The following is a 19,063-nucleotide window of genomic DNA, read 5'->3' as shown; positions in this document are numbered from 1 at the left end:
TCTGGATTTTACTTCCAGCCCCAAGCTTCTGACTTCTAACATCTCATATCTAACATCTAAAATAAAAAATGACAAAACTAAGCGTAAACATTAATAAAATTGCGACGTTAAGAAATGCAAGAGGAGGTGAAACCCCAAGTGTTACAGAAGCTGCTGTAAAAATTCAGGAATTCGGAGGACAGGGGATTACCATTCATCCAAGACCTGATGAAAGGCACATCACAAGAAAAGATGTCTATGATCTGAAGCCATTGGTTACGACTGAGTTTAATATTGAAGGAAACCCTCATCAGGATTTTATTGACATGGTATTGGAAGTGAAGCCTGAACAGGTGACTCTGGTACCGGATGCTGATGATGCTATTACATCCAATGCAGGTTGGGATACCAAAAAACATCTTGATTACCTTACAGAGATCATTGCTGAATTTAAAAAAGCAGGAATCCGTACTTCTGTTTTCCTTGACCCTTTACCGGAACTGGTAGAATATGCAGCTAAAACAGGAGCAGACAGAATTGAACTGTATACCGAAGCTTACGCAAAAAATTATCTTATCAATAAAGAACAGGCCATAAAACCTTATTACGATACCGCTGTTGAAGCCAGCAAATTAGGATTGGGAATCAATGCCGGACATGATCTGAGTTTAGAAAATCTGAAGTACTTTTCAGATACCATTCCAAACCTGTTGGAAGTATCTATCGGACATGCTTTGGTTTCTGAAGCACTTTATATGGGATTGGAAAATACAGTACAGGCTTATTTGAAGAGACTGGCAAAATGGTAATAAATAAGAAATTAGAAGCTAGATACTAGAAGTTAGTACAACTTTGTTTCTGATCTCTTATATTATCTAACTTCTAATTTCTCACCTCTAACTTCTAAAAATATGGAAATTTTAAACTCAAAAATATTCGGCGAAAATGTAACCAATACGCCGCTTCTCGTATTTCACGGATTATTCGGAATGCTAGACAACTGGGGAAGTTTCGGAAAGGATCTGGGAGAATATCTTCCTGTGCATCTGATTGATCTTAGAAACCATGGACGAAGCTTTCATTCAGAAAGTATGTCTCATGATGATCTGGCAGACGATATTGCACGCTATATGGATCATTACGGAATTCAGAAAGCTCATGTTCTGGGACATTCATTAGGGGGAAAGGCAGTAATGCAGTTTGCCATAAAATATCCTGAACGTGTTGAAAAGCTTATCGTTGTCGATATTTCACCTAAAGCATATCCGCCACATCATCAGGGAATTATCAAAGCACTGGAAACCGTTGACTTTGATACCGTATCCTCAAGAAATGAAGTGGAAGCCGTTCTGAACCAGTATATTCCGGAAAGATCTACCGTGCAGTTTTTAACGAAAAACTTGTATTGGGATGACAATAAAAAACTGGGCTGGAGATTTAATCTGAAAACATTATCTGAAAAATATACTGAATTTGTATCCAACGCCATTAAATTCGGTGTTTTTGAAGGAGATACATTGTTTATTGCAGGAGCAAAGTCTAATTATATCCTGCCACAGGACGAATTTGGTATCAAGCAGCAATTTCCTAAAGCTAAAATAGTAACCGTACAAAATGCAGGACATTGGGTGCAGGCCGAAAATCCCGTTGATTTTGCAAATGTTGTTAAGGAATTTCTTGGTTTGAATTAATTTTATACTTTAATTTTTGATATTATGTTAAAATTTTATTAAAACGCAATATTATTTCTCCATGATTTGAATTTTTTGTACTTTGGATTTCCAAAACAATAAAAATATTAACTTATGGAAAACAAAAATTCAAAAAAGAAGCCATTTTTTGCGTCATTCTTAGAAAAACAGGTTAAAGATCCTGAAACAGTAAAAGGAGGAGGTATTACTTCCGTACTTGTAGACCAAATTACTACATCCCTTCAGGATCAGATCACGACTCCTCTTAAGGATAATGTTACAACACCAGATAATGACAATGTAACGATGAAATATCCATCTGACGGAGATGATGATGTTTTAGAAGTAGAATAAATATACCTACAGCTCAAGCTAAATTATATATCAAACCAAAACTAAAACATTATGAAAAACCAAAACTCAAAGAAGAAGCCATTTTTCGCATCATTCTTAGAAAAGCAGGTGAAAGATCCTGAAACGGTAAAAGGAGGAACTGACGTAACCCTTGCTGAAAGGGATTTGATCACAAAACCTGCCATAGATACGGTGACTTCTCCAAAAGATGATATGATGCACACGCTGAAATATCCATCAGACGGTGATGATGATACCATCTTTATTCCACTGTAAGATCAGACAGAACATTAAATAAAATAGTAGGGGAAACTTAAATAGTAAGTTTCCCTTTTTAATAAAACCGGCAAATGATTCTCTGCATCACCCATTCACAGGATTTTTATAATATCGATATTTTTTTTGAATACCTGACGTCTCAAAATATTCCCTATTTCAGACTCAATTCTGACCGTCTGAACCATCTTCAGAAAATCAGCATCCATGAAAACTCATTTGAGCTCACGGATGAGTCAGGGGAAACGATCCATTCCGATACCATAAAAGGAGTATGGCACAGGAAAGCCTGGAGGATCAGTGCTCCTGAAGAACTGGATGAGGACTATGAAAGAATTTTTCTCAACGAATATGGAAGTCTGAGATATAATCTGATGACAGCTTTAGAACATATTCCCTGGATTAACCCTTATGAAAATGAAAAAAAAGTAGATGGAAATAAGATATTTCAGCTGAAAGTAGCCCAAAGAAATAACTTAACCATTCCCAAAACCATTTTTTCCAATGATGAAGAAAAAATAACAACATTTTTCTATCAATACTGTCAGGGAAAAGCTATTGCTAAACTTCATGGGGTAACAGCGAAAACAATGTCAGGAGAAAACATGATTTCCACTACAGTTATTGAGGAGGAATCTTTGGAACACCTTTCAGATATCGCTTACTGTCCGATGATTTTTCAACCTTATATTGACAAAGAATACGAATTGAGAATCGTGTATGTAGATGGAGATTTCTTTACAGGAAAAATCAATAACAGTGAAAATGCAGACTGGAGAGTAGCCCGTGAAGGGTATTTCTGGGAAGCTTATGAATTACCTGATGCTGTGAAAGCAAATCTCACTTCTATGATGCACGAAATGGGACTTTATATAGGCGCGATCGATATGATCAAAGGAAAAGACGGAGCCTATTATTTCCTTGAAGTCAATCCGCAGGGAGAATGGGGAATGCTGCAGAAAGAACTGGGGTTTCCCATTGCAGAAAGAATTGCCGATAATCTTATCAAAAGAATCAATTTCCATGAATAAAATTTTAATTATAACCCATACCGCAGATAATTTTTCTATTGAAAAAGTAACAGAATACATTGAAAAAAACAATTGTGAAGTCATTCGCTTTGATGTAGACGTATATCCTTTACAAAACAAGCTGTCCACTATTTTCCAGGACGGAGAATGGATAAGCATTCTTGAAACTCCTGAAGCAAAACACAGACTGGATGATATTTCTGCAATCTGGTACAGAAGAGCCTACAACATAGGAAAAGGTCTGCGAGAAGAAATGGATACCAAATTTTACGGTGCTGCGATGGGAGAAATCCGTAATACCCTTTTTGGTTTCTTCGAATCGGTAGATGCCTATTCTTTAGGAAAACCAAGTGTGTACAGAAGACTCGATAGTAAAGAAGAACAATTGAAAATTGCAGATAAATTAGGCCTTACCATTCCGGCAACCTGTCTTACCAACAATCCTGATGAAGCTAGAAAGTTTATTCTGAAACACCAAAATGTGGTGGCTAAAATGCAGACCGGTTTTGCCATTTATGAAAATGGTGTTGAAAATGTAGTGTTTACGAACGTTGTCAGCGAAGATAAACTGGAAGAACTGGATTCATTGTTGTACTGCCCAATGCAGTTTCAGCAGATGATTCAAAAGAAAAAAGAACTTCGTATTACCATTGTGGGAAGAGAAGTCTATGCATTCGAAATAGATTCTCAGCAGTCTGAAGATGCTAAAGTAGACTGGAGAAAAGATGGGGTGAATCTTATTGATAAATGGAACAGAACAGAACTTCCGGCAGATGTGGAAGCAAAACTCCTAGAAATGCTTGATATTTATAATGTTGATTACGGAGCAATAGATATGATTGTTTCTCCTGAAGATGAATATTACTTCATAGAGATCAATGCTGCAGGAGAATTCTTCTGGCTGGATAATCTTACAGAAGGAAACCTTATTTCCAAAAGTATTGCAGATGTTCTTTGTGACAAAGCACCGAGACGAAATAATGAGGTAATGGCTTAAAAATAAAGTGTTTTTTAATCCTAAAAGTCCTGAAAGTTATCAATTCTTTCAGGACTTTTAAATTTCATACCCTGATGTTGTTAAAATTTTTCCGGTTTGTTGTTCTGTGAATGATAATATTGGTTAAATTAACTTGAATTATGCTTTAAAAATCGCAAATTTGCAAAAGCAGTTTTTCGGGGTAATTTTTACAGAAACCTGAAGAATTGCCGGATAGAAAATATTGTTATATTTTAGTCAGCAATCAAGAAAATAATTAATGATTTTTGTAACAGGTGCTACCGGAATTCTGGGAAGAATAATTGTACTGGAACTTCTTAAAAGAGGGGAAAAGGTACGTGCTTCCAAACGACCGGGCAGCAATTTAAACGAAGTAAAGCATTCATATAGCTTTTATACGGAGAATCCTGACGATTTTTTCAACAAAATTGAATGGGTAAACGTAGATTTTGACGATCTCGATTCCTTGAAAACGGCTCTGGAAGGCGTAGATGAGGTGTATCACTGTGCTGCAAAAGTAAGTTTTCATCCGAAAGATGAAAAAGAAATGTACCACACCAATATCAAGGGTACTGAGAATCTTTTGTTTGCCTGTGAAGGATCGGAAGTTAAAAAATTTCTCCATGTAAGTTCTGTTGCTGTTCTCGATAATTTTAATGAAAAAGGAGAACTGGACGAAGATTCTGACTTTAATCCGAAACTGGAACATTCTGCCTATGCAATTTCAAAACACCTATCCGAAATGGAGGTGTGGAGAGCTTCAGCGGAAGGCCTCAATGTGATCATCATCAATCCGGGAATGATTGTAGGAAGCGGAAACTGGAATCAAAGCAGCGGTGAACTTTTCTCTACTTTTGAAGACAACGGTTTTACCTTTTCAGGAGGTTCTGCTTACGTAGATGTAAGAGATGTTGCCAATACGGCGATAGGATTAATGGAAAATAACCTTTTCGGAGAACGTTTTATTATTGTTGCTGAAAATAACAGATATGCCGACCTTGCAAAACAGGTCAGAACCCGCCTGGGACTTAAAGATGCCAGAATTCTTTCACAATCTGTATTAAATATCGGAAGAATTGCCAATACCCTTTTCGGATGGCTGATCCCGAAACTGAAAATGGTCACCAAATCGAATATTGAGGCCATTTCTTCATTCAACACCATTTCCAATCACAAAGTCAAAGAAAAGCTGAACTATCAGTTTATTCCTGTAAAAGAAAGCATAGACTTTCACCTGAATAATTATATTAACGACAAAAAGCTGAAGAAATGAATCTTGCAGAGGCAATTATCCTTAAAAATGTAGAAAAACATCCTATAAAAGCGGCCATCGGATTTAAAAAGAAAGATGCAGCCTGGAAAGAGCTGAGCTGGAAAAAATTCAGTGAGATTATTTTTAAAACAGCCAATGCCTTACAAGAATCTGGAGTTCGGGAGAATGACAGAGTGGCTATTTATTCAGATAACTCGTCAGAATGGATGATCTTTGATCTGGCTTCAATGGCTATTGGTGCTGTTACTGTACCGATTTATTCAACCAATAATGCTGAACAGGCAGAACATATCATTAATGATTCAGGAGCTAAAGCAGTTTTAGTAGGAAATCAGATGCAGTATGATGCCTGCCTGGAATTTTTACATAAAGAAGAAAACAATCTGGAAACGATTATTGTTTCCAAAAAAGCAGTGTGGATCAAAAAGGAATTCAACAGTTTTTATCTTGAAGATTTTATTGCAAAAGCTTCAACAGAGCTGGAAATCTGTAAGAAAGAACATGATGATACTGCTACACTGATTTATACCTCCGGAACTACCGGAACTCCGAAAGGAGTGATGCTTACCCATGGAAATTTCATCAAAGCATTTGATTCCCATTTTGAATTTTTTAAGTTTAAAAACTTTGAAGAAGAGCTCTCACTGGCATTCTTACCGTTAAGCCATGTTTTTGAAAGAAGCTGGAGTTTATTATGCTTATATGGCGGAGCCCGCGTGTATTTCCTGGAAGACCCGAAAAATGTAGCCAAAGCACTGGAAGAAGTAAAACCTACCATGATGTGTGCGGTACCAAGATTTTTCCAGAAAGTATATGCAGGAGTTCTGGAAAAAGCAGAAGAAGGTTCATCATTGAAGAAGAAAATCTTCGACTGGGCGCTTAAAACCGGATGGGAAACTGCTGAATTGAGAAGAAATGAAAGACCAGTTCCTTTTGGATTAAAATTCAAAGAAGCTGTTGCCGATAGATTGGTTTTCAGTAAAATTAAAGAAAAAATGGGTGGCAGACTTTGGTTCTTACCTTGTGGAGGAGCTTCATTATCACCGGAAGTTACCCGTTTCTTTGAATCCGTAGGAATTCATGTGACGGTTGGGTACGGATTAACGGAAACTACAGCAACCCTGACACTTTTCCCTTTAACTCATTTTGAACATGGTACAAGCGGAAAACCACTTCCGGGAGTAGAAATGCGTATTGGAGAAAGCGATGAGATTCAGGCGAGAGGGAACGGAATCATGAAAGGATATTATAACAAACCTGAAGAAACCCAGAAAGTATTCACGGAAGACGGATGGTTCAAAACCGGTGATGCAGGAAAGTTTGATGATAAAGGAAACCTGATCATTACGGATAGAATCAAGGATCTCATGAAAACTTCTAATGGAAAATATATTGCTCCGCAGCAGATAGAAAATCTTCTGACCAATAATAATTTCATCCAGCAGATTATGTTGATTGCAGAGGGTAGACAGTTTGTTTCAGCATTGATTGTTCCTAACTTTGAATTTTTACAGGATTATATCAAAAAGAATAATATTTCTTTTACCAATTGGGAAGATGCTGTAAAAAATGAAAAGATCATCCATCTTTATAAAGAAAAAGTTAAAGAATTACAGAGCCACCTGGCAGACTATGAGAAAGTGAAGAAATTTACTTTAATGCCTGCAGAATTTGATATCAATACAGGAGAAATTACTCCTACGCTAAAGGTCAAAAGAAATGTGGTGATCAAAAAATATGCGGATATTATAGAGAAAATGTACTAAACAGTACACTTAAATGAAACTATGACGACACAAGAATTTATAGGAAAAGAAAATTTCAACATTCATACACAAACGGTTTCAGAAAGCTGTCCGTCTAATATCGCCCTGATTAAATATTGGGGGAAATATGACAATCAGATTCCTGCCAATCCAAGTATCAGTTATACACTAAACCATTGTAAAACCAATACTTCAATGGAGTTTACAGCAGATGAAGTTTTTTCAGTACAGACTTTTCTGGCTGGAAATGAAGAAGTGAAGTTTGCGGAGAAAATTGAGAAATATTTCAGAAATATAGAGCAATACCTTCCATGGATTTTAAAAGGAAAATATATTATCAGAACTGAAAATACATTTCCTCACAGTTCAGGAATTGCGAGTTCAGCTTCAGGATTTGGAGCCATTGCAAAATGTCTGATGGCATTGGATGCATCATTTACAGGGAAAAATTCCGAAGAAGAATCTTTGAGAAAGGCTTCATTTCTGGCAAGGCTAGGAAGTGGAAGTGCATGCCGAAGTTTGTATAATGGACTTGTAGTGTGGGGGAAAACAGATGAGGTAGAAGGCAGTTCAGATTTATTCGGAGTACAATATCCGGATGCTGAAATTCATGACGTATTCAAAAATTTTAATGATTGGGTTCTTTTGATTCATGAAGGACAGAAAAGTGTTTCCTCAACAGTAGGACACGGGTTGATGAATACCAATCCTTACGCGGAGAGAAGATTTCAGGAAGCAAGGGAAAATTTTGTTCCGATGAAAGAAATCCTGAAAAACGGAGATATGGAACGTTTCATCAAGCTGGTAGAACATGAAGCACTTACGTTACATGCAATGATGATGATGAGTGATCCTGCTTTTATCCTGATGAAAACAGGTACGCTGGAAGTCATCAATAAGATCTGGGATTTCAGAAGAGAAACAGGGCTTCCTTTATTCTTTACCCTTGATGCTGGAGCTAATGTTCATCTTTTGTTTCCAAATAATGGTTCCGAAGAGCAGATTAAAGCCTTCATTGAAGCTGAGTTATTGCAGCACACTCAGAAAAATGGAGTAGTGAAGGATGTAATGAATTTCTAAAATTAAAAATATTCAATAGAAGTGGGCGTTAGTCCACTTTTTTATTAATCCTCAGTAACAACAGTTTCACGTTCGCCATCTTCTTTCTTTCCTTCCTCTATCATGATTTCTGCTTCTGCTTTCTCTTCGGAAGTTGCTGTTTCAATCAATTCTTCCTGTTCATCATTGTGATGATCTATAAAAAACTCGCAGTATACCGGAAGATGGTCTGAACCAAAATTTTCCAATGTTTTCAGCTGTTTAATAAAAATGTCTTCGCTGTGAAACATCAGATCAATAGGAAACCTTAGGAGACGGTATTTCGCATGGAAGGTAGAAACAAAAGAATGCCCGATTCTCGGATCTATCAGATGGCTTGTTTTTCTGAACAGAACAGATGATCTTGACCATGCAACATTATTAAAGTCTCCTACAACAATAACAGGTTTTTTGATGTCTTTTACACATTTGGCTGTGCTTAGAAGATCACCATCCCTTTCCTTTGAAGTTTCTTCTTCCGTAGGACTTGGCGGCGGCGGGTGAACCCCGAAGAAAACAAAAGAAAAGCCATCCGCTGTTTTCATATGGATCTCAATACTCGGAATATCATCAGCCACAAAATAATGAGTTTTTGCTTCTTTGATTTCAATCCTGGAATAGAAATGCATACCATAAGTATTTTCAAGAGTCACTTTATGTTGGAAGCCGTATTCTTTTTCTAAAGGTCTCATTGCCTTTTCCCAATCGCCATTGCTTTCCATAGTCATGAAAAAATCAGGATTATACTTTTTAACAAGCCCGATGAATTTCTCATACTCTTTATTGAACTGATAAACATTGGCAGAAATAAAATGCAACTTATCAGAAGACTTGTGACGTTGTCTGTGTTTTTTTACAGGATAAAAGCGGGTGTATTTGATAAGGATATGGCTGTGATGAACAAATAAAACCAGAAGAAGTCCCTGATAATACCATAAATATTCTTTAGGATCAGTAAAAAGGCCTAATAAAAAAGTGAAAAAGATAAGATAAGTGACCTGTATTTTAGCAAATTCCGGAACCCTGAATATCCAGTGAGAATGCTGAATTTTTGGTAATATTGTCATGACCAGAAGAAGTACGGCTAAAGTCAGATAAATAATCCACATATAAAAAGCTCTGAAATAATTTTGGGCACAATTTAAGGAAAATGAATTTTAAAATTTGTTAATCAATTTAAATTTTATTTTATCTATTTTTAATTATCTAAATCTATACTATGAATAAATTAATTATATTTCTTGTTCTGAGCAGTATTTCGGGTTTCGGGCAGCAGAATAAAGAGATTGAAAAACCTATCCGTAACTTATTCCTTGGTATGAAAAATGCCGATGCAGAGTTGGTAAAATCAGCTTTTGCGGAGAATGCAGTTCTTCAAACTATCACTAAAGATGGTAATGTAAAAAGTGACAGCATACAGGATTTTGTTGCCTCTGTTTCAAAATTTACAAAAGGAGATCTGGATGAAAGAATTATCATAGAAGCCATTCATACGGATGGAAATCTGGCAAGTGTATTTACACCTTATTCTTTTTATGTAAAGGAAAAATTATCACATTGTGGAGCTAACAGTTTTCAATTGGTAAAGCAGAATAATGAGTGGAAAATCCAATATATTATTGATACGAGAAGAAAAGATAACTGTAAAGAGATAAAATAACAACGTTGAATTAAGAAGTAGTTTAAAATTTAAAGAATGAAAATCCATCATATCGCCATTATCTGTTCAGATTATGCTGTTTCCAAAAAGTTTTATACAGAAATTTTAAACCTGAATATCATCCGGGAAGTATACCGCGAGGAAAGACAATCTTATAAACTTGATCTGGCTATCGGAGATCATTATGTGATAGAATTATTTTCCTTTCCCGATCCTCCACAACGTCCGTCCCGCCCGGAAGCATGTGGGTTAAGGCATCTTGCTTTCTCAGTAGAAAATGTTACAGAAAAACGGAATGAGTTGATAGGAAAGGGACTTAACTGTGAAGAAATCCGCATAGATGAATTCACCGGAAAAGAGTTTTTCTTTACCCAGGATCCGGACCAGCTGCCGTTAGAGTTTTATGAAATGTAAAAAATTAGTGAGCGTACCCGGCAAAGAAACTGACAGCCATAATTGCTAAAACAATAGAAGAAATGACTACATAAACGTAGTCTTTTTCTTTTAAATAGCCTATTAAAGCGAAAACAATTCTCATCAGAGGGGTGAAGATCAACAAAAGAATACCCAGCTGGATTATTGCTACACCTTCTCCCTTGCAAAGAGAGGTCCAGAAATGGCCCCATACTTTTTCAGAAGAAGTACCTACGACAAGGCTGGAATATTTTTCAGGCATTTTAAAACCTTCAATAAATAACTTGATAAAACCGATAAGCGATGTTGCCACAGACAGAATAACACCCAGTCTCAGAAGATTTCCTACGGAACGGTTCAGATCTACATCTGTAAAATTCTTTTTCATTATCTGAAGCTTTTATTGATACCGTTATACATCATATAAACTGAAAGAATAGTAATAACAATGGCAAAAAATACTTTTAATTTTTTGGTTTTTGATACCATCAGTGTTTTTGAACCAATAAAACTTCCAATAACAACTCCTATCAATACGGGAGCTACAATTACCGGAATAATTTCTCCTCTCTGGAAATAGATCAGTGCACTGGCTACTGCCGTTACTCCAATCATAAAATTACTGGTTGTTGTAGATACTTTGAAAGGCAGTTTCATCATATTGTCCATGGCCAATACTTTTAATGCACCCGAACCTATTCCTAAAAGTCCGGACATTGCACCGGCAAACATCATCATCAAAAATCCGGGAACGGTATTTCTTGCAGAATAACTTTTTAAAATCCCTTTATCCGGGAATGTTCCGTATAATTTTAGCTTCTCTTCCAGACTTCCTTTGATCAGAGGTTCCTGATGATCAGGCTTCCCTTTAAGATTTAAAATAACTGTAAGAAGAAGGATACTTGCGAAAATAATTCCGATTGTATTGGGGTTAAGCATTCCTGAAACCAACGCACCAATAATAGCTCCTGCTGTAGTTGCTATTTCGAGAAACATCCCGATTCTCATATTGGTAAAGCCTTCTTTTACGAAAGCTACAGCCGCACCGGAAGAGGTGCCAATCACAGAGATAAGTGAAGCACCGATAGCATAATGCATTGGAACGCCGAATCCCAGCGTTAATAAAGGAATGATAATAACTCCTCCTCCTAAACCCGTAAGTGAACCTAAAAGACCAGCGGAAATTGCGCCAAGGAAGAGTATGATGATTTCTGACATACTACAAATAATACTACAAATATAAAATTATTGTCGTAGTCTGCCAAACATTTGAAAAAGATAAATTTAACGTATTTTTGCATGCATGAAAAACGAAATGAAATTATTTTATGTCATTCTTGGGGCAACACCCAAAGGAAGAAATATTGAGCAACACGATGTTTTTTTCGGAATAGCAGAGAATCTTAAAGATTTGATTCCGGATATGAAAGACTTTTGGAAGGAAGCAGAAGGGAAAATTCACCTGGACTGTTATCAGGAAGTAAAATTCGCTGATGGGTACAAAGTGGAGATTGTAGAAAAGGGAGAAAAATCTTCAGAAGATCAATTGTTTTTCCTCAATTTAGGAGGGTATAAGCCTGGTTTCTTTGAAGAATTCCATGAGCAACACCTCATGGTTGGGCAGTCTATGGGTGAAATTGTAAAAAGAGCAAAGGCTACTGAATTTTACCAGACTATGGGATTTGAAGGCGCTGTAAGCCATATTGATGATAAGCACGGAGTGGATATTGATGATATTTTCAATGTAAGTGATATTCTTCCGGCCTATATGAAAGAAAAATATGCTATCGTTCTTAAAAAGTCTGATGAAGAAAATCAGGTAAACCCAATGGGACTGGGCTATTTAAAAATTGATAAAATTCAATAAGAATAAATCTAATAAAAATAAAAAATGAAAATAGGAATTCTGGGAGGCGGACAGCTGGGAAGAATGCTGATACAAAGTGCACTGAAGTATGATGATGAGTTTTATACGCTGGATCCTGCTTCTGATGCTCCGTGTCATAATATCTCGTATTTTACACAGGGAAATTTCAATGACTACGAAACGGTTTTGAACTTCGGAAAAGATAAAGATGTTGTCACCATTGAAATAGAACATGTAAATGCTGATGCACTGGCAGAACTTGAAAAGCAGGGAATAAAAGTGGTTCCCAATGCCAATATCATCAAAACAATCCAGCAAAAGATCCTTCAGAAAGAATTTTATAAAACGCACGATATCCCAAGTCCGGAATTTCAGGTGGTATGGAACAGTGATGAAAAGATCATTATGCCATTACCATTCGTTCAGAAAATGAATACCGGAGGATATGATGGAAAAGGAGTACAGGTCATCAAAACAGAAGAAGACTATCAGCATCTATGGACAGAAGCATCTGTTATTGAAAGTCTGGTTGATATTGAAAAAGAACTTTCTGTCATTGTAGCAAGAAACGAAAAAGGAGAAACCAATATTTTCCCTGTAACGGAAATGGTTGCTGATCCTAAGCTGAACCTTTTAGACTTCAATGTATGTCCGGTTCTTCTGACAGAAGATGTTCAGAACCAGATTGACTCCATTACTGAGAAATTCTTAGCGGCAGTAAACTCACCGGGATTATTTGCCATCGAACTATTCCTTGACAAAGAAGGAAAAATATGGGTGAATGAAACAGCTCCAAGACTGCACAATTCCGGACACCAGAGTCAGGAAGGAAATACAAATTCTCAATTTGAGCAGATGTACCGTGTGGTTAAAAACTTACCTTTGGCAGATACCGATGCTATCACCTACAGCGGAATGCTGAATCTGGTAGGAGCAGAAGGATTTTCCGGAAAAGTAATCTATGAAGGAATGGAAGACGTTCTTCAGTTACCTGAAACCTACATCCACCTATATGGAAAAACAGAAACCAAACCAGGAAGAAAAATGGGACATATTAACGTTCTTGCAGATTCCAGAGAAGAGCTTATGGAAAAGCTTGTCATGGTGAAGGGGATGGTAAGAGTAATTGCTGAGTAAAATCAGTTTAAAATAAATAAAGGGAGCCGTTTCAATTTAAAAACGGCTCCCTTTACTTTGTTATACAATCAATTCAATAGGAACGGGCTTTAGCCCGTTTATCAATAATTATCCTTTCAAATGGCTTTAGCCAAAACTTAATTTTAGGTTTCGGCTAAAGCCAATTTTATTTCGATTGTTCACATCGGGCTAAAGCCCGATGCTATTGATGATTGAATGGTTTGATGGTTTAATAAAAAGTGATTATTTGTGCATAGATAACTTCCATCATCCCTCTTCCTTCTTCCAGCTTTTTATTTAAAAATTTTCTGAATTACATTTCCAATCTCCACAAAATCTCCATGATTTCCTACAGAACGTATTTCCGGACTGTTTTTATCATATTCTGAGAACGGGAAAATCAGAAGGTAATTATTGTCTTTCAGGTTCCTGTTCAGAAGTTCCGGAATCAGCCTCATTCTTGGAATATAAGACTTCATGCCGCGTTTTGCCATCAGGATAATCAGGGCTTCATCATCTTTCAATTGGGCAGCCGTTCTTTCCCCGTCCTGCCAGGTATTCATAATGATAAACTCTGCTTCTATATTGGCTTTTTTAATAATTTTCTGCAGAATATCAAGGATATTTTCAGGAGCATAGAAAACAACTGTTGCTCCGGAATTTCTGGCAATATTCCAGACTCTCAGCAATGCATGGAAGAATCCTGCTTCCTGATGGGCATTTTCAGGAATCATCACGGCATATTTTTTAATGGTGGAAAGTGGTTGTGCCGCATGATATACCAGCACATTCACATCATCATTCTGCAGATAACCATTGTAAAGATTATAGACAAACGAAGGGGAGAACCCTTTTTCATCCTCCAGTCCTATAATAAGGTCTGTAATTTTCTGTTCTTTAATCACATTATTTACCCCGTTGATGACATCGTTGTCATACCTTTTTAAAGCCTGTAATTTAACATCTGCAGCTGCGGCTGCATCTGCTGCCTGGTGAAGAAGTTTTTCCGCATTCTTTACTGAAGATTCGTTTTTGTCTTCATTAATGACATTCAGGGCGAAAAGATCTTCCGTATTGGAATGTGCTTTGATCAGGATTCCCAGATTTACCATTCTCTCAACAGTTGCTTCATGATTGATCGCTAAGAGAATATTTTCTTCCTCATGGGTATTTCCTGAAACCGTATCTTCATTGTCACTTTCCGCAATTTTCTGAGCACTGGCCATAGAAATGAAAGAGGAGATGGTACAGGAAATCAAAATCAATAAAATACTTCCGTTCAGCACGTGTTCATTCAGTAATCTTACGGGCTCTCCGGTCTCGGTTTCAGAAAGAATAATATTATATCCTACCATTACTGAAGCCAGTGTTGCAGCAGCAGAAGCGGAACTCAATCCAAAGATGAGTTTACCTTCTTCTTTGGTCAGTCTGAATGTTTTTTGAGTGGCTACGGCAGAAAGATATTTTCCTCCGATTGAGGCTACCAGCATAATTCCTGCTACTTCCAATGTTTCCCAGCTTTTAAAGAACACTTTAAAATCAATCAGCATTCCTACACTGATCAGGAAAAACGGGATAAATATAGCATTTCCCACAAATTCAACTCTGTTCATCAAAGAAGACGTGTGAGGAATAAGTCTGTTTAAAGCCAATCCTGCAAAGAATGCCCCGATGATCGCTTCTACACCAGCCAGCTCAGCCAGCATAGCAGCAAGATAAATCATAACCAGTACAAAAATATACTGTGAGATTTTATCGTCCACTCTTTTGAAAAACCAACGTCCTATAATAGGAAATACAATCAGTACAATCAATGCAAAAACAATGAAAGAAACGGATAATTTAACCCAAAATTCTGTTCCTACATCTCCCTGGGACATTCCTACAATTATGGCAAGTACCAATAAAGCCAGGATATCCGTAATCATTGTACCTCCAACCGTGATATTAACAGCCTTGTTTTTCGCAATTCCCAACTTGCTCACTAACGGATACGCAATAAGGGTATGCGATGAAAAAAGACTGGCGAATAGTATAGAGGTCAGCATGGAGAAATGAAGAAGGTAATATCCTCCCAGATATCCCAGTACAAAGGGAACTGTGAAGGTATAGATACCAAAGGTGAGACTTTTCCATTTGTTCTTTTTAAAATCTCCCATGTCAATTTCAAGGCCAGCCAGAAACATGATGTAGAGAAGCCCGGTAGTTCCCGTTACCACAATACTGCTGTCTCTGGATAATACATTGAATCCATTCGGACCAATGATGGCTCCGGCGATAATAAGACCCAACAGGTGTGGAACTTTAATTTTATTAAGCAGCAGGGGCGCTGCCAGGATAATGACCAGTACCAAAAGGAACTTCAGTACCGGATCTTCTATGGGAAGACTCAGGTTGTGTATACTCAGTAAAATCATATGTGTTTATTTTGTGGAACGTACTAATTCAACAGAGAACTTGGCGGTACAGCCATCAGAAGTGATGGTTCTTGTTCCTTTGATCTTGTTGTCTGAAATATCATTAAGAAGAACGCTCATTTCTACATTCTTTTTGGCCGTAGAATCTGTTTTAAAAGACAGTTTGATCTCATTATTTTCAAACTTGCCTGTATACAGCCTTACCAGGTTATTATTATTGATAATTTTGGTAATAGGCTGGGTGGAATCATTATCGAATTCCCAGATGTCCGTACGCTGGTCTCCTACAGCATATTCACTACAGTTAGACTCTGTACAGATGACTTTGCCATTCCATGGGCCGGAAATTTCAGTGGGCCATGTTGCAATGACTACAGAATCTTTTTTAGCAAAAATACTGTCTCTCATTTTCAGAAGAGACTGATATTCTGACTCTTTTTTAGCGAATATTTTTTCTTTTTCTAATAATTGTTTCTCCCGGTCTGTCAGGGTCTTTTCTTTCTCTTTGTAATCACAGCTTACCAAAAGGAAAGAGGCGGTCAGAAATAAAAATAATGTGTTTTTCAGCATATTGTATAGGTTGGAGTATACAATATAAGAAAAATGAAGGGAATATGAAAATACTTCCTGACAATACTCCTTAGTATTCTAAAGGAATAAAGACAATTCCCGACATGTCAAACCCTTGTATATTGGTCTTCCAGACAGGAGATGTTTTTACAATATCGGTGAGTTGTTTTTTGATGGTATCAGAAATATTCAAATTTTTTATTTCTACAAAAGTTGGAACTCCATTTGGGTCTATATCTAAAATAAGAACAGAATTCCCTTTCTCTTTTTTCTTATATTTCTTTTCCAGAACCGGATAGATGTTTTTTTCAATCCATTGATACAATGCTGCTTCACCACCTGCAAATTCGGGATGCGGAGGTTTGTTGTCTTTGAATTTTGGAGGAAGATCCTTTGGATAAGAGGCCAGATTTGAATTTTCTTTGACTAAGGTAAGTGCTCCCTTTTTATTAGGGCTATAGATTTTATGGTTGATTTTTTCTGTGGTAAGGTCAATATCTACAAAATGAATTTCTGTGTTGTTCATTCTGTACATACCTCTGTGAGTTTCTTCCCCTGATATTTTTTTTACAAGAGCATTTTCTCTGATAGTATCCCCTTTATTAGGAATCAGATATAATTCCTGATCGGTTTCTTTGTCTTTTTTGTTTTGAATATAGATTTTGTAATCAAAGCTTTTCAGTTTGATATCTTCCCTGAGCTCTGCTTTTTGAGAAAAATAAAATGCAGGAAGAAGTAAAACAGTAATGATGGATATTTTTTGCTTCATGGTTATACTCGTTGTGTTTGGGCAAATGTAAAGAAATTCTGATACTTACCTGTAAATTTTAACCGAATTTAATGGTTAGAAATACAACAGAGCAAATAAAAAATTGAGGAAAAATTTTACATATTATGATGCTTTCTGCCTCCTGAACATTTCCGGTTTGTAGTTAATAATAAAAACACCACAAATGATCATGATAGCTGCAAGAATAAATTTGAAAGTCACTTTTTCATCCATAATCAGCCAGCCTAAAAATATGGCAATAATGGTATTGATATAAGCAAGGATGGAAACCTGAACCGGTGAAATTTTGGTCAGGGCATAATGAAAGGCAAAAAAAGCAGCTACAGAACCAAAAACAGAAAGGTATAGCATGGCTGAAATACTTTTAATAGTCCAGTTTTCGAAGTTGTAATTTTCAGAAAACAGAAGTGCCAGAATAATCTGAACAATTCCTGCAAACAGAAACTGATAGAAAAGATTTAACGTTATATTTCCGCTCTGAATATTTAATTTCTTTGTAAAAATAGTTCCGGAAGCCCAGCCTGCAATGGCACAGAACAGGAAGATCATACCCATTCTGTAATCGGGGTTAGCAAGATCTTTAAGTCCATCCCAGAAAATAAAAAGAATTCCGCTGAAACACAGCAATACACCACTAAGGGCCCGCAAACTAAACTTTTGTAATCCTACAGCCACACTTCCCAGAAATACCAGAATAGGTGAGCAGGCACTGATCAGTGAAGCAAGGCTGCTTGATACCGTTTCTTCAGCTACCGTAGTCATACCATTGGCAACCACCAGCATCAGGGAAGCGAAAATGATCTGATATCCTAAACTCTTCCATCCAATCCATTTGAATTCCTTTCTTGAAAGAAGAACGATAAGCATGATTACAGAAGCCAGAAACTGTCGGATTCCGGCAACAAACCATGCGGGGATCGTTTCCACAGCAACACGGATGGCCAAAAAAGTCGTTCCCCAGACAATAGCAACAGTGAGAACAGCAAAAATAAGTTTATAATCTTTCAACGTGAATAAGTGTAATAAACAAATGTAGAGGTTTTACCGGAAAAAGAATGGGTACAGTTCTTTCAATTTTCAATGATACAGATAAGAAAGGAAATAGTTGTAGGTTTTTGTTTAAATGTTTGATTGTGATTAAAAGAACTTCCTGCTTCCTTCTTCCAACTTCCAGCTTTATTCTTTATCTTTGAACATCTAATAAAATTGAAGATGGTAGGAATTATTATGGGCAGTCAGAGTGATCTGCCGATCATGGAACAGGCTGCAAATTTTCTTAAAAGCCTTGATATCCCTTATGAATTAACTGTAGTTTCAGCACACAGAACACCGGAAAGAATGTTTGATTATGCTAAGACTGCGCAGGAAAGAGGGTTGAAAGTAATCGTGGCAGGAGCTGGCGGGGCAGCACATCTTCCAGGAATGGTAGCAAGCTGTACTACACTTCCGGTAATTGGAGTTCCGATTTTGTCCAGTAATTCAATAGATGGATGGGATTCCGTTTTGTCTATTCTTCAGATGCCTGGTGGAATTCCGGTAGCGACTGTAGCATTGAACGGTGCTTTGAATGCAGGGATTTTAGCAGCAAAAATTCTAGGAAGCGGTAATGAAGAAGTAGCGGCTAAGCTTCAGAAATATCAGGATTCCTTGAAAGATAAAGTGCTAGGAACAGTAGATGATATTAAAGCGCAGCATCCTAATCATTTTGACAAATAGTTGATCTTTACATTCAAAATAAAAAGC

At 36.9% G+C, this 19,063-nt stretch carries 21 protein-coding genes; 14 read left to right on the top strand and 7 right to left on the bottom strand.

Annotated features, from left to right (window positions below):
* Positions 1-68 precede the first annotated feature (68 nt).
* From CQ022_RS08575 to CQ022_RS08535, 9 genes are all read left to right on the top strand, one after another.
* A complete protein-coding gene (locus tag CQ022_RS08575) occupies positions 69-788 on the top strand; it encodes a pyridoxine 5'-phosphate synthase (protein ID WP_105681013.1) in 720 nt (239 codons plus the stop codon).
* A gap of 102 nt (positions 789-890) precedes the next feature.
* Entirely contained in the window at positions 891-1,670 is a 780-nt protein-coding gene (locus tag CQ022_RS08570; RefSeq protein ID WP_105681012.1) for an alpha/beta fold hydrolase, read from the top strand.
* A 114-nt stretch (positions 1,671-1,784) separates the two neighbouring features.
* Positions 1,785-2,024, top strand: a complete 240-nt coding sequence (locus CQ022_RS08565; protein ID WP_105681011.1) for a microviridin/marinostatin family tricyclic proteinase inhibitor — start codon at positions 1,785-1,787, stop codon at positions 2,022-2,024.
* A 51-nt stretch (positions 2,025-2,075) separates the two neighbouring features.
* Positions 2,076-2,300 carry a microviridin/marinostatin family tricyclic proteinase inhibitor gene (locus CQ022_RS08560; RefSeq protein WP_105681010.1) on the top strand — a complete coding sequence of 75 codons (225 nt, stop codon included), beginning with the start codon at positions 2,076-2,078 and terminating at the stop codon, positions 2,298-2,300.
* A 74-nt stretch (positions 2,301-2,374) separates the two neighbouring features.
* A complete protein-coding gene (locus CQ022_RS08555; RefSeq protein WP_105681009.1) occupies positions 2,375-3,331 on the top strand; it encodes an MvdC family ATP-grasp ribosomal peptide maturase in 957 nt (318 codons plus the stop codon).
* Positions 3,324-4,328 carry an MvdD family ATP-grasp ribosomal peptide maturase gene (locus tag CQ022_RS08550; protein ID WP_105681008.1) on the top strand — a complete coding sequence of 335 codons (1,005 nt, stop codon included), beginning with the start codon at positions 3,324-3,326 and terminating at the stop codon, positions 4,326-4,328. Before CQ022_RS08555 ends, CQ022_RS08550 begins: the two co-directional genes overlap by 8 nt.
* A 259-nt stretch (positions 4,329-4,587) precedes the next feature.
* Entirely contained in the window at positions 4,588-5,601 is a 1,014-nt protein-coding gene (locus CQ022_RS08545; protein ID WP_105681007.1) for an NAD-dependent epimerase/dehydratase family protein, read from the top strand.
* Positions 5,598-7,367, top strand: a complete 1,770-nt coding sequence (locus CQ022_RS08540) for an AMP-dependent synthetase/ligase (protein ID WP_105681006.1) — start codon at positions 5,598-5,600, stop codon at positions 7,365-7,367. Before CQ022_RS08545 ends, CQ022_RS08540 begins: the two co-directional genes overlap by 4 nt.
* Positions 7,368-7,388: 21 nt before the next feature.
* Positions 7,389-8,447: a diphosphomevalonate/mevalonate 3,5-bisphosphate decarboxylase family protein gene (locus CQ022_RS08535; protein ID WP_105681005.1), complete on the top strand. Its 1,059-nt coding sequence runs from the start codon at positions 7,389-7,391 to the stop codon at positions 8,445-8,447.
* A 44-nt stretch (positions 8,448-8,491) separates the two neighbouring features.
* Here CQ022_RS08535 and CQ022_RS08530 read toward each other — a convergent pair whose 3' ends face one another.
* Complete coding sequence (locus CQ022_RS08530; protein WP_228421498.1) at positions 8,492-9,532, bottom strand: endonuclease/exonuclease/phosphatase family protein; 1,041 nt, start codon at positions 9,530-9,532, stop codon at positions 8,492-8,494.
* Between the two features lie 152 nt (positions 9,533-9,684).
* Here CQ022_RS08530 and CQ022_RS08525 point away from each other — a divergent pair, with 152 nt between their 5' ends.
* Together CQ022_RS08525 and CQ022_RS08520 are read left to right on the top strand one after the other, a co-directional pair.
* Positions 9,685-10,125: a nuclear transport factor 2 family protein gene (locus CQ022_RS08525; protein WP_105681003.1), complete on the top strand. Its 441-nt coding sequence runs from the start codon at positions 9,685-9,687 to the stop codon at positions 10,123-10,125.
* Positions 10,126-10,161: 36 nt separating this feature from the next.
* On the top strand, positions 10,162-10,539 hold the full coding sequence (locus CQ022_RS08520) for a VOC family protein (protein ID WP_105681002.1): 378 nt from the start codon (positions 10,162-10,164) through the stop codon (positions 10,537-10,539).
* A 4-nt stretch (positions 10,540-10,543) separates the two neighbouring features.
* Here the strand turns inward: CQ022_RS08520 and CQ022_RS08515 are convergent, their stop codons facing one another.
* Positions 10,544-10,927, bottom strand: coding sequence for a DUF1634 domain-containing protein (locus CQ022_RS08515; protein WP_105681001.1), 384 nt, complete (start codon positions 10,925-10,927; stop codon positions 10,544-10,546).
* Positions 10,927-11,757: a sulfite exporter TauE/SafE family protein gene (locus CQ022_RS08510; protein ID WP_105681000.1), complete on the bottom strand. Its 831-nt coding sequence runs from the start codon at positions 11,755-11,757 to the stop codon at positions 10,927-10,929. Before CQ022_RS08510 ends, CQ022_RS08515 begins: the two co-directional genes overlap by 1 nt.
* Before the next feature lie 97 nt (positions 11,758-11,854).
* Between CQ022_RS08510 and CQ022_RS08505 the strand changes: the two genes are divergently transcribed.
* Together CQ022_RS08505 and CQ022_RS08500 are read left to right on the top strand one after the other, a co-directional pair.
* The gene (locus tag CQ022_RS08505; RefSeq protein WP_105681791.1) at positions 11,855-12,406 is read left to right on the top strand and encodes a DUF1543 domain-containing protein; all 552 of its coding nucleotides are present in this window, start codon (positions 11,855-11,857) and stop codon (positions 12,404-12,406) included.
* 24 nt (positions 12,407-12,430) lie between these two features.
* Complete coding sequence (locus tag CQ022_RS08500) at positions 12,431-13,543, top strand: 5-(carboxyamino)imidazole ribonucleotide synthase (protein ID WP_105680999.1); 1,113 nt, start codon at positions 12,431-12,433, stop codon at positions 13,541-13,543.
* Positions 13,544-13,836: 293 nt separating this feature from the next.
* On the opposite strand, the gene CQ022_RS08495 is transcribed toward CQ022_RS08500, so the two are convergent.
* The 4 genes from CQ022_RS08495 to CQ022_RS08480 form a co-directional block, all read right to left on the bottom strand.
* Complete coding sequence (locus CQ022_RS08495; protein ID WP_105680998.1) at positions 13,837-15,960, bottom strand: cation:proton antiporter; 2,124 nt, start codon at positions 15,958-15,960, stop codon at positions 13,837-13,839.
* Positions 15,961-15,966: 6 nt separating this feature from the next.
* On the bottom strand, positions 15,967-16,530 hold the full coding sequence (locus CQ022_RS08490) for a hypothetical protein (RefSeq protein WP_105680997.1): 564 nt from the start codon (positions 16,528-16,530) through the stop codon (positions 15,967-15,969).
* 70 nt (positions 16,531-16,600) lie between these two features.
* Complete coding sequence (locus tag CQ022_RS08485) at positions 16,601-17,299, bottom strand: hypothetical protein (protein ID WP_105680996.1); 699 nt, start codon at positions 17,297-17,299, stop codon at positions 16,601-16,603.
* Between the two features lie 123 nt (positions 17,300-17,422).
* Positions 17,423-18,328: a DMT family transporter gene (locus tag CQ022_RS08480; protein WP_105680995.1), complete on the bottom strand. Its 906-nt coding sequence runs from the start codon at positions 18,326-18,328 to the stop codon at positions 17,423-17,425.
* A gap of 204 nt (positions 18,329-18,532) precedes the next feature.
* On the opposite strand from CQ022_RS08480, the gene purE reads away from it, so the two are divergent.
* A complete protein-coding gene (gene purE, locus CQ022_RS08475; protein WP_034699885.1) occupies positions 18,533-19,036 on the top strand; it encodes a 5-(carboxyamino)imidazole ribonucleotide mutase in 504 nt (167 codons plus the stop codon).
* Positions 19,037-19,063: the final 27 nt, after the last annotated feature.

The sequence above is a fragment of the Chryseobacterium culicis genome (genome assembly GCF_002979755.1).
GTDB classification, from domain to species: Bacteria; Bacteroidota; Bacteroidia; order Flavobacteriales; family Weeksellaceae; genus Chryseobacterium; species Chryseobacterium culicis_A.
Note: the sequence above shows the minus strand (reverse complement) of the source record. Positions and strands in the feature narration are given on the sequence as shown.

Bases quoted from the DNA above. Each gene is read 5' to 3' on its own strand.
- CQ022_RS08550 (WP_105681008.1), top strand. From the start codon at position 3,324: ATGAATAAAATTTTAATTATAACCCATACCGCAGATAATTTTTCTATT.
- CQ022_RS08540 (WP_105681006.1), top strand. From the start codon at position 5,598: ATGAATCTTGCAGAGGCAATTATCCTTAAAAATGTAGAAAAACATCCT.
- purE (WP_034699885.1), top strand. From the start codon at position 18,533: ATGGTAGGAATTATTATGGGCAGTCAGAGTGATCTGCCGATCATGGAA.
- CQ022_RS08490 (WP_105680997.1), bottom strand. From the start codon at position 16,530: ATGCTGAAAAACACATTATTTTTATTTCTGACCGCCTCTTTCCTTTTG.
- CQ022_RS08500 (WP_105680999.1), top strand. From the start codon at position 12,431: ATGAAAATAGGAATTCTGGGAGGCGGACAGCTGGGAAGAATGCTGATA.
- CQ022_RS08555 (WP_105681009.1), top strand. From the start codon at position 2,375: ATGATTCTCTGCATCACCCATTCACAGGATTTTTATAATATCGATATT.
- CQ022_RS08575 (WP_105681013.1), top strand. From the start codon at position 69: ATGACAAAACTAAGCGTAAACATTAATAAAATTGCGACGTTAAGAAAT.
- CQ022_RS08535 (WP_105681005.1), top strand. From the start codon at position 7,389: ATGACGACACAAGAATTTATAGGAAAAGAAAATTTCAACATTCATACA.
- CQ022_RS08505 (WP_105681791.1), top strand. From the start codon at position 11,855: ATGAAATTATTTTATGTCATTCTTGGGGCAACACCCAAAGGAAGAAAT.
- CQ022_RS08565 (WP_105681011.1), top strand. From the start codon at position 1,785: ATGGAAAACAAAAATTCAAAAAAGAAGCCATTTTTTGCGTCATTCTTA.
- CQ022_RS08510 (WP_105681000.1), bottom strand. From the start codon at position 11,757: ATGTCAGAAATCATCATACTCTTCCTTGGCGCAATTTCCGCTGGTCTT.
- CQ022_RS08495 (WP_105680998.1), bottom strand. From the start codon at position 15,960: ATGATTTTACTGAGTATACACAACCTGAGTCTTCCCATAGAAGATCCG.
- CQ022_RS08545 (WP_105681007.1), top strand. From the start codon at position 4,588: ATGATTTTTGTAACAGGTGCTACCGGAATTCTGGGAAGAATAATTGTA.
- CQ022_RS08525 (WP_105681003.1), top strand. From the start codon at position 9,685: ATGAATAAATTAATTATATTTCTTGTTCTGAGCAGTATTTCGGGTTTC.
- CQ022_RS08570 (WP_105681012.1), top strand. From the start codon at position 891: ATGGAAATTTTAAACTCAAAAATATTCGGCGAAAATGTAACCAATACG.
- CQ022_RS08520 (WP_105681002.1), top strand. From the start codon at position 10,162: ATGAAAATCCATCATATCGCCATTATCTGTTCAGATTATGCTGTTTCC.
- CQ022_RS08515 (WP_105681001.1), bottom strand. From the start codon at position 10,927: ATGAAAAAGAATTTTACAGATGTAGATCTGAACCGTTCCGTAGGAAAT.
- CQ022_RS08560 (WP_105681010.1), top strand. From the start codon at position 2,076: ATGAAAAACCAAAACTCAAAGAAGAAGCCATTTTTCGCATCATTCTTA.
- CQ022_RS08530 (WP_228421498.1), bottom strand. From the start codon at position 9,532: ATGACAATATTACCAAAAATTCAGCATTCTCACTGGATATTCAGGGTT.
- CQ022_RS08485 (WP_105680996.1), bottom strand. From the start codon at position 17,299: ATGAAGCAAAAAATATCCATCATTACTGTTTTACTTCTTCCTGCATTT.